The organism is Acinetobacter sp. YH12096, from assembly GCF_013419215.1.
Classification (GTDB): domain Bacteria; phylum Pseudomonadota; class Gammaproteobacteria; order Pseudomonadales; family Moraxellaceae; genus Acinetobacter; species Acinetobacter amyesii.
The window spans coordinates 1-8,358 of sequence record NZ_VPAM01000059.1 but is presented as its reverse complement, the minus strand read 5'-3'; the positions used below and the strand labels follow the sequence as shown (position 1 = coordinate 8,358).

Annotated in this window: 8 protein-coding genes; 2 read left to right on the top strand and 6 right to left on the bottom strand. The window is 40.9% G+C overall.

The features are described 5' to 3' along the window. Positions 1–352 precede the first annotated feature (352 nt). Positions 353–625, bottom strand: a complete 273-nt coding sequence (locus FTU36_RS16050; protein WP_111886092.1) for a hypothetical protein — start codon at positions 623–625, stop codon at positions 353–355. Between the two features lie 225 nt (positions 626–850). Here FTU36_RS16050 and FTU36_RS16045 point away from each other — a divergent pair, with 225 nt between their 5' ends. Next, entirely contained in the window at positions 851–1,492 is a 642-nt protein-coding gene (locus tag FTU36_RS16045) for a YitT family protein (RefSeq protein ID WP_180118539.1), read from the top strand. 493 nt (positions 1,493–1,985) lie between these two features. On the opposite strand, the gene tyrS is transcribed toward FTU36_RS16045, so the two are convergent. Then, positions 1,986–3,218 carry a tyrosine--tRNA ligase gene (tyrS, locus tag FTU36_RS16040; protein WP_171262600.1) on the bottom strand — a complete coding sequence of 411 codons (1,233 nt, stop codon included), beginning with the start codon at positions 3,216–3,218 and terminating at the stop codon, positions 1,986–1,988. Positions 3,219–3,281: 63 nt separating this feature from the next. Here tyrS and FTU36_RS16035 point away from each other — a divergent pair, with 63 nt between their 5' ends. Beyond that, on the top strand, positions 3,282–4,409 hold the full coding sequence (locus tag FTU36_RS16035) for an anhydro-N-acetylmuramic acid kinase (protein WP_078189534.1): 1,128 nt from the start codon (positions 3,282–3,284) through the stop codon (positions 4,407–4,409). A 56-nt stretch (positions 4,410–4,465) separates the two neighbouring features. Here the strand turns inward: FTU36_RS16035 and FTU36_RS16030 are convergent, their stop codons facing one another. The 4 genes from FTU36_RS16030 to FTU36_RS16015 form a co-directional block, all read right to left on the bottom strand. After that, positions 4,466–5,752, bottom strand: a complete 1,287-nt coding sequence (locus FTU36_RS16030; protein WP_180118537.1) for a lytic murein transglycosylase — start codon at positions 5,750–5,752, stop codon at positions 4,466–4,468. Between the two features lie 732 nt (positions 5,753–6,484). Next, positions 6,485–7,606, bottom strand: a complete 1,122-nt coding sequence (locus FTU36_RS16025) for a 5-(carboxyamino)imidazole ribonucleotide synthase (protein WP_180118535.1) — start codon at positions 7,604–7,606, stop codon at positions 6,485–6,487. A 16-nt stretch (positions 7,607–7,622) separates the two neighbouring features. Next, entirely contained in the window at positions 7,623–8,135 is a 513-nt protein-coding gene (gene purE, locus FTU36_RS16020) for a 5-(carboxyamino)imidazole ribonucleotide mutase (protein WP_078189531.1), read from the bottom strand. A 113-nt stretch (positions 8,136–8,248) separates the two neighbouring features. Continuing rightward, a partial coding sequence (locus FTU36_RS16015) for a zinc ribbon domain-containing protein (RefSeq protein ID WP_180118533.1) occupies positions 8,249–8,358 on the bottom strand: 110 nt, incomplete at its 5' end.

The window sequence follows — 8,358 nt, the reverse complement described above, 5'->3', positions numbered from 1 at the left end:
GTTCAAATGGCTATTCTACGTTTGATTGGTTTTGGAAAAAAAGAAGAATTTAAGAAAGTGCTAGCAATTTTAAGAAAGAAAAAGCCTGATAGGACAAGGATCCTATGAAATTTGTCGTGTACAGAGGCATTTTTTATAAATTTTTAGCAAATAGTCGATATTTAATTAAGTAAATTTCTTATATCTAGCAAATCTTTTTCAGCGCTTTTAAATCTAATAAAAGTAGCTTTGATTATTTATTGATCATTAGTCTACTTTTCTTCCTCAAAGCACATCATTTTTTTCTGTCATCACACCGATTCAAGCTTTATAGACATTTTTTTGCGTGCATTTTTATATTTCCAAGCATTTTTTAACGTTCAAATGCTAAATGTTGCATGACTTCCAAGATGACTTGTTGCTTTCCACGGAAATCCTCGGCAGAAAATAGCAGCTTGGCACGTCGAGGGAGTTGTTCTCGTACCAATGCAAATAGTTGGTACTGTGCTGCGATATCCAAATCATGTAATTGTTGCTGCGCCTCACAAAATAATGCTCGCTTATACTGTGTGGTTTGGTGATCAAATAAATATCTCAAGATTCGATCAATCTGTTCATCATGATTATCGGTATTGTAATACGCCATGTTGTTGCTCTTTTTTGATTTTTGACCATTGTTCCATAAGGCCTGTTTTTGCAAAAATCATTTTAATTACATGCTTAGTCATTTTTGCTGATAAAAATACAGCCTATTTTATTTGAATAATCACTATTAACGATCACAGTCATAAAAAGCCACTATTTTTGGGCTTTAGACGCATAGAGCGCAGGCTGCGTTTTACGTACACTCTTTTTATTTTTTAGGTGCAGGATGCCAACACAGTTTTTTCCACGCTTATTCTTACTATTAAGCGGATTAGGATTATTGGCTTTTGGTGTCGTACTCTCTATACATTCAAATTTAGGGACATCCCCTATTTCCTCGGTGCCCTACAGCTTTAGCTATATCTTTCCACTCACCGTCGGCACATTAACGGTATTAATGCACATCGTCATGATACTGTTGCAAATGCTGATCTTAAAATCACGCTTTCAGTGGATACAGTGGTTGCAATTACCTGTGGGAATCTTATTTGGTGCATTTATTGACGGTTTAATGTGGCTGACCCAAGGCTGGAGCATAGAAAGTTACCCACTTCAACTCCTAGCTTGCTTGGCAAGTTGCCTGATTACTGCTTTAGGTGTGAGCTTAGTGGTCAAAGCCAGTCTAGTCCTCTTGGCCGCAGAAGGTCTCTATCAAGCCATTGCTGTTCGTTATCGCCTTGATTTTGGCAACTGTAAAACCTATGGCGACATCCTCTTGGTCAGTATTGCGGTTATCAGCAGTTGGCTGGTCTTACATCAAGTCATCGGAGTCCGTGAAGGCACCATTATTACCGCACTTTTAGTGGGAACATTAGTTAAGCTGATCTTACCTAAATTAAGCTTCATTCAATTTGGCCCTAAGCCCTAAAATAAAACTCAATGAACATCTATCTGAGTAAAGACATTTTAAAGCTCGATTGAATCGGGCTTTTTTCTGGAGCGATTAAAGTCTTTAATACAGAAATAAATGTGATTTTTGAAAGGAATAACTCAATTTTACAAATAAAAAAGGGAAAGATCTCTCCCAAAATCTTTCCCTTAGAATTGAATCTTTAGTCGATCCATCGTGTAGTTATTATAGTTATTTGTTAACTCACTAAAAAAAAGAGTCCCTTGGGGAAGAGACTTATAAAAAGTGGAGTTATCGTTATGTACCCTCTAGATGGTATATATCTCTCTAGATGAATAAATCTTATACATAAAATCCAAGAAATGCAACACATTTGGCAAAATTTAAGTGTTGTTTTTATAAGGTTTTTTTTGAATTTGCTTATTTATATTATTAATATATTAATTGGTAAAAAAAAGCAGGCCGAAGCCTGCTTTTAATTCAATAACTTAACTAAAAATTCAAGAATTTATTAGTCGGTAAAAGTTACTTTTGCGATCGCTTTTTTGCTCGCTTGGATAATCAAAGTTTTGTTTTCTGACACAGCATAACCTGCATCAACCACTTCCCAATCCACTTTCACTGCACCACGACCAATTGCATCTTTTGCTTGAGCTGCATTTTTAGTCAAACCCGCTTCACGCAAAATAGAAGTAATGAAAATCTCACCACCAAATGCGCCACGAGAAATAGTCACTTCTGGTGTACCTTCTGGAAGTTCACCTTCAGTAATCAAGTTGCCTGCACCTTTGTGCGCATTTGCCGCAGCTTCTGCGCCATGGAAACGCTCAACCAATTCAAGTGCAAGAATTTTCTTCACTTCTTGTGGATTACGACCTTCAGCCACTTCTTTAAGTAACTGTTGAATTTCTTCAATCGATTTAAAGCTCAACAAGTCAAAGTAACGTTCGATCAAATCATCTGGCATTGAAAGCACTTTTTGGTACATCGCACCCGGTGCATCAAATACAGCAATATAGTTACCCAAAGATTTAGACATTTTATTTACGCCGTCTAAACCTTCAAGAATTGGCACAGTAATGCACACTTGAGATTCTTGGTCATAACGGCTTTGTAATGTACGACCCATCAGCAAGTTAAAGGTTTGGTCTGTACCACCTAACTCTACATCCGCTTCTAGTGCAACTGAGTCATAACCTTGTACCAATGGATATAAAAATTCGTGAATCGCAATCGGTTGATGGCTGTTATAACGTTTAGTGAAGTCATCACGTTCCAACATACGTGCCACAGTTTGCTGTGAAGCTAACTGAATCAAGTCAGCAGCAGTTTTTTGACCAAACCACTCTGAGTTAAACACAACTTTAGTTTTCGCTGGATCAAGAATCTTAAATACTTGTTCTTGATAAGTTTTAGCATTTTCTAAAACTTTTTCACGAGACAACGGCGGACGCGTAGCGCTCTTACCCGTTGGGTCACCGATCATGGCTGTATAGTCACCAATCAGGAAGTAAACTTCATGACCTAAATCTTGGAAAACTTTTAATTTATTAATCAGAACCGTATGACCTAAATGTAAATCAGGTGCAGTCGGGTCAAAACCCGCTTTAATTTTTAATGGGCGATTCTGCTTTAATTTCTTAAGAAGATCTTCTTCAGAAATAATCTCATGTGTGCCTCGTTGGATGAGGGCAAGTTGTTCTTCAGCCGGCAGGAAATTTGACATCACAAAATCCAAATAGATCAGTTATACAATTTGTGCGATATACTAACACTTTTTCAGCACATTGCAGGCTTAAGAATCATCATGACAGCGATCTACATTGGGGTAATGACCGGCACAAGCATGGATGGTGTCGATATTGTTGCTGCTTCTTTTGATCCTTTAGAGATTCATGCAACGCTCACACTTCCCTTCGACCCAGACCTTCGTGATGAACTGATGGCACTTACTTTGCCTGATGATAACGAAATTGATCGCATGGGTAAGGCAGACGTTGCATTAGCTCAAATGATCGGTCATGGCATCAATGAATTGATCGAGAAAAATCAGCTAGATCGTAGTCAAATCAAGGCGATTGGTTCGCATGGACAAACCATCCGTCATCGCCCTGAACATGGTTTTACCCTACAAATTGGCGACCCAAACATTATCACCGAACTCACTAAAATCCCTGTGATTTCAGACTTCCGCCGCCGTGATATGGCTGCAGGCGGTCAAGGCGCACCTTTAGTTCCTGCGTTTCATCAAGCGCTTTTCCAACATGATACTATTCACCGTGTGATTTTAAACTTGGGCGGCATCGCCAATGTCAGCATGTTACCTGCAGGCAAACCTGAAGATGTCTATGGCTTTGATACAGGCCCTGCCAACATTTTAATGGATGCTTGGTGCGAACGTTATACTGGTCAGCCCTATGATGAAAATGGCAACTGGGCAGCTTATGGTCAACCTATTCGCAGTCTGCTCGACCGCTTACAAGCGCACGAGTTTTTCTCTAAGGAACCACCAAAAAGCACAGGTCGTGAAGACTTCAATCTAGAATGGTTAGATGAACAGATTCTCGATTGGCGTGGAGATCTCGAATATGACGAACTCGAAGATACGCCAGAAAACATTCAAGCAACCTTAATGAAACTCACCACACGTGCCATTAAAAAAGCCATTTACCGTTCTGATATGGATACTGGTGAAGTCTATGTATGCGGTGGTGGTGCATACAATTCGCACCTATTAGAGCAACTGCGCTGGCGTTTACGTAAACATGAATGGACGGTGCAAAGTACCGCAGATTTAGGCTTAAGCCCAACATGGGTGGAAGCGACGGCCTTTGCTTGGTTGGCGATGCGCTTTGTCAATCAGCTTAGTGCAAATTTACCAAGTGTGACGGGTGCTGCTGGCTATCGTATCTTAGGTACAATCACTGCGGTTTAAGAGTCAAAAACATATAAAAAAGGTCTGCAATTGCAGACCTTTTTATTATTGATGAATTAACGCATCATATTTTTCGCATTTTCATTACGAAATGCCCGTAAAATCTGCTGTCCCGCCCGACCTGTTGGACTTAAACCCAGTCGATTTTGCTCTTGTCGAATGGCTTGACGGGTTTTATCTCCAATTAATCCATCCACTTTACCAATGTCATAGCCACGGTTAAGTAAAAATTGTTGAATCTCACGTCGTTCCGCACGTGAAGTGCCAGGATCATCGGTTGGCCATGTCGTTCTAAAGCCGCCCTTGCCTTGCAAGCGATCGGATAAATGCGCAATCGCTAATGCATAACTTTCTGCCGCATTGTAGCTATAGATTGCATCGAAATTTTTAAACACCAAGAATACAGGCCCACTTGGCCCAGCCGGTGCCATTAATCCAGCTTGGCTCGATCCAGAAAGGTTACCTTGAATTAACGGCGTGCCATCGGCACGCTGCAAACCACGATTCATCCAGCTATCTAATGACTTTTTATTACGGCGACTTTCACCACTGATCGACATTCCTTCGGGAATTTTTACTTCAAAGCCCCACGGCTGACCAGTTTGCCAACCACGCTTTTTCAGGAAGTTGGCTGTAGATGCCAAAGCATCCGTGGTGCTCGATACCAAATCACGGCGGCCATCACCATCAAAATCGACGGCCAGTTCTTCATAAGTGCTCGGCATAAATTGGGTATGACCAAATGCACCTGCCCACGAACCTTTCAATTGTGATTCATTTAAATCACCACGCTGCAAAATCCGCATGGCTGCAAAAAACTCGCCACGGAAATAGCTTTGGCGGCGCCCTTCACAACTTAAAGTGCCCAATGACTGTAATAACGGATAGCTACCCGCAATATCACCAAAATTACTCTCCACACCCCAAACCGCGACCACAGTTTCCGCAGGCACACCATAGGCTGCTGCCACACGGTTTAAGACTTCTCGGTGCTGCGCTAATTTTTGCTGACCCAGTTGCACCCGCTCTTCATCAACTAAACCAGATAAATAATCCCAGATCGGTGTGGAAAACTCAGGCTGATAGTTGAGCTTTTCAATCACAGAATAATCAGGTGTTAAATTTTGTGTATAACGATCATAAGTGGATGTATTCACACCAGCATTAATCGCTTGTGAGCGCAAATTGGCTAAACAGCCTTGAAAGTTATTTTGTGGTGAAATGCTGCTTGTTGCAGGCATGCTCGACGCATTGACAGACTGACCATTAATAATCAACTCGGCATTTGCCTGAGTTATTGCCAAAAAAGCAGTCCCGAAAACAAATCCTAAGTAATGCTTCATACCCTTGATCTTTTTTTGAATTTAAATTGTTGCTTTAACAATAGCAGCTCAAAGCAAAAGTTAAAGGTTCAAAACGTAAATTTAAATTCATAATTTCTACTTATTTAAATTCATTTTTTAAATTTGAATTCAAAAGCAGTTACCCACAACCTTGTTTTAAATTCATTACAAACCAAACAGCGGTTTAAATTTAAATTCAAAACTTTTAAATTTAAAAATAAACTGCATGTAGAAAAAGTTATCCACAAATTCAAAATGGCGTGACAATTCATTTTTTATTGTTGATAATCAAAATATTATAGTTCTCAAAAGACTCTCTTTATAGATCCAATAAGTCTGATCAACTTTTAAATTCAAATTTTTTAAACTTAAACACAACGAAATGAATTCATTTTTTCAAATTTGAATTCATAAACTTTGAATTCATTTTTTTCGTATAAGATTTTTTGAATTCAAATTCATAGTTTGAATTCAAAAACACAATTTAAATTCAAAACGCTTTGGTTATTTTTGATTTTGATTCACACACATCGCAGGCCATTGATACGGAAAAAACCATACGAAGATTCGCGCAGAATATTTATAAACGAACGAACACTTTATGATCAATAGTTTCTTGTCGTTTCACCGATAAGCGGTGTGATTTTGCAAAGAGGCGCAATGATGCCCGAACTACAGCGATAAAAAAAGCGGCCATGTGCATGACCGCTTTTTTATCATTCAAACTCAGGTTTAAATGGTCATATCTTCGCTAAGTGCCAGTGGATTCGGCAAAATTTTCGCCAAAGCACGACATAAAGCTGTTAATTCAGCAGTATCATTCGGCATTAAAGTGATGTGACCGATTTTGCGGCCTTCACGCTCTGTTTTGTTATACAGATGCAAATGCGCGCCATTCAGTGCCAATACATCTTCAGATTTCGGATGTTGGCCAATGATGTTTACCATGACCGTTGGACGAACAACTTCAGTCGAACCCAAAGGCAAACCTGCTACAGCACGAATGTGGTTTTCAAACTGTGAACACACTGCACCTTCAATCGACCAATGCCCCGAGTTATGCACACGTGGCGCCATTTCATTGGCATATAAGCCTTTATCGGTCACAAACAGTTCTAGCGTCAAAACACCGACATAATTCAAATGATTGAGCAGGCGAGTAATGTAGTCTTGCGCAACTGGTTGTAAGTCTGCGCTGTTTGGCGCAGGCACAATAGAATGCGACAAAATGCCGTTGTGGTGGTGGTTTTCCGCCAATGGCCATGTTTTCACATCACCGTCTTGACCACGCACCGCAATGATTGAGACTTCACGTGAGAAGGTTACAAAGCTTTCCGCAATCAATTCACCAGCAGGGCCCAGTTCAGCCCATGCTTGATCCATTTGATCAGCGCTACGTAGCACAAATTGACCTTTACCGTCATAACCGCCACGCGATGTTTTCAGTACGATGGGTAAACCCAGTTCAGCAACAGCGGCTTCTAAACTCTCTAAAGACGTCACGGCCTTATAGGGTGCAACTGGAATAGCCAACTCATCAAACAAGGCTTTTTCAGACAAACGATGCTGTGCAATCGCTAAAGCTTGGCGCGGTGGGTGCAATGCTTTGTTTTTGGTCAATACATCAACATCTGCTAACGGAGTATTTTCAAACTCTAAGCTGAAAACATCTGCGCTCTGAATGAAATCTTGCAAGCCATTTTCAGCTTGGGTCGAAATCACTGGACCTAGGGCTGCAGAAGGACAGTCGGTACTCGCTTCAAAGAAGGTGCATTGAATGTTTAAAGGCAATGCCGCTTGCGCCATCATGCGACCAAGCTGGCCACCACCAAAAATACCAATGGTTTTATCCATGAGAAATGCCCCTTAATTAAGCTTGACCCGGAATATTTTTACTCGCCACTTTATCGGTTTGCGCAGCGCGGAAATCTGCAACATTCTTTGCGATTTCAGGACGTGTTAAACCTAAAATTTGTGCCGCCATGATCGCTGCATTGGTTGCACCCGCTGGGCCAATCGCCAAAGTACCAACGGCAATACCTGCGGGCATTTGCACGATAGACAGTAATGAATCCACGCCGTTTAAAATTGATGATTTCACAGGTACGCCAAGTACAGGTAGGTCAGTCTTCGCTGCGCACATGCCAGGCAAATGTGCTGCACCGCCAGCACCGGCAATAATCACTTGAATACCACGATCACGTGCGGTTTCAGCATATTCGAATAATCGATCTGGAGTTCGGTGTGCAGATACAACTTCCGCTTCAAATGGGACGCCAAGCTGTTTGAGCATATTGGCAGTGTTTTCTAGCGTTGCCCAATCCGATTGAGAACCCATGATAATTCCAACGAGAGGAGTGTCTTGTGAAGCGGCCGCATTCATTGCAATGTTTCCAGAGATTAAAGTAAGAGAGAGTAAATCTCGACTAGAGCCAAGCTTTAATAAGAGCCCCATATTATAGACTGAAAATTCATCTCATTGACATCCTCACCCCCTTAAAAGAGGATGATTCCTACAGCTAGACGCTTATGCCCAAGCGCAAGAATGTTTAGAGCTGAGTTTATATCTCGATCATGAGCTGTACCACAGCTCATGCACTCCCATT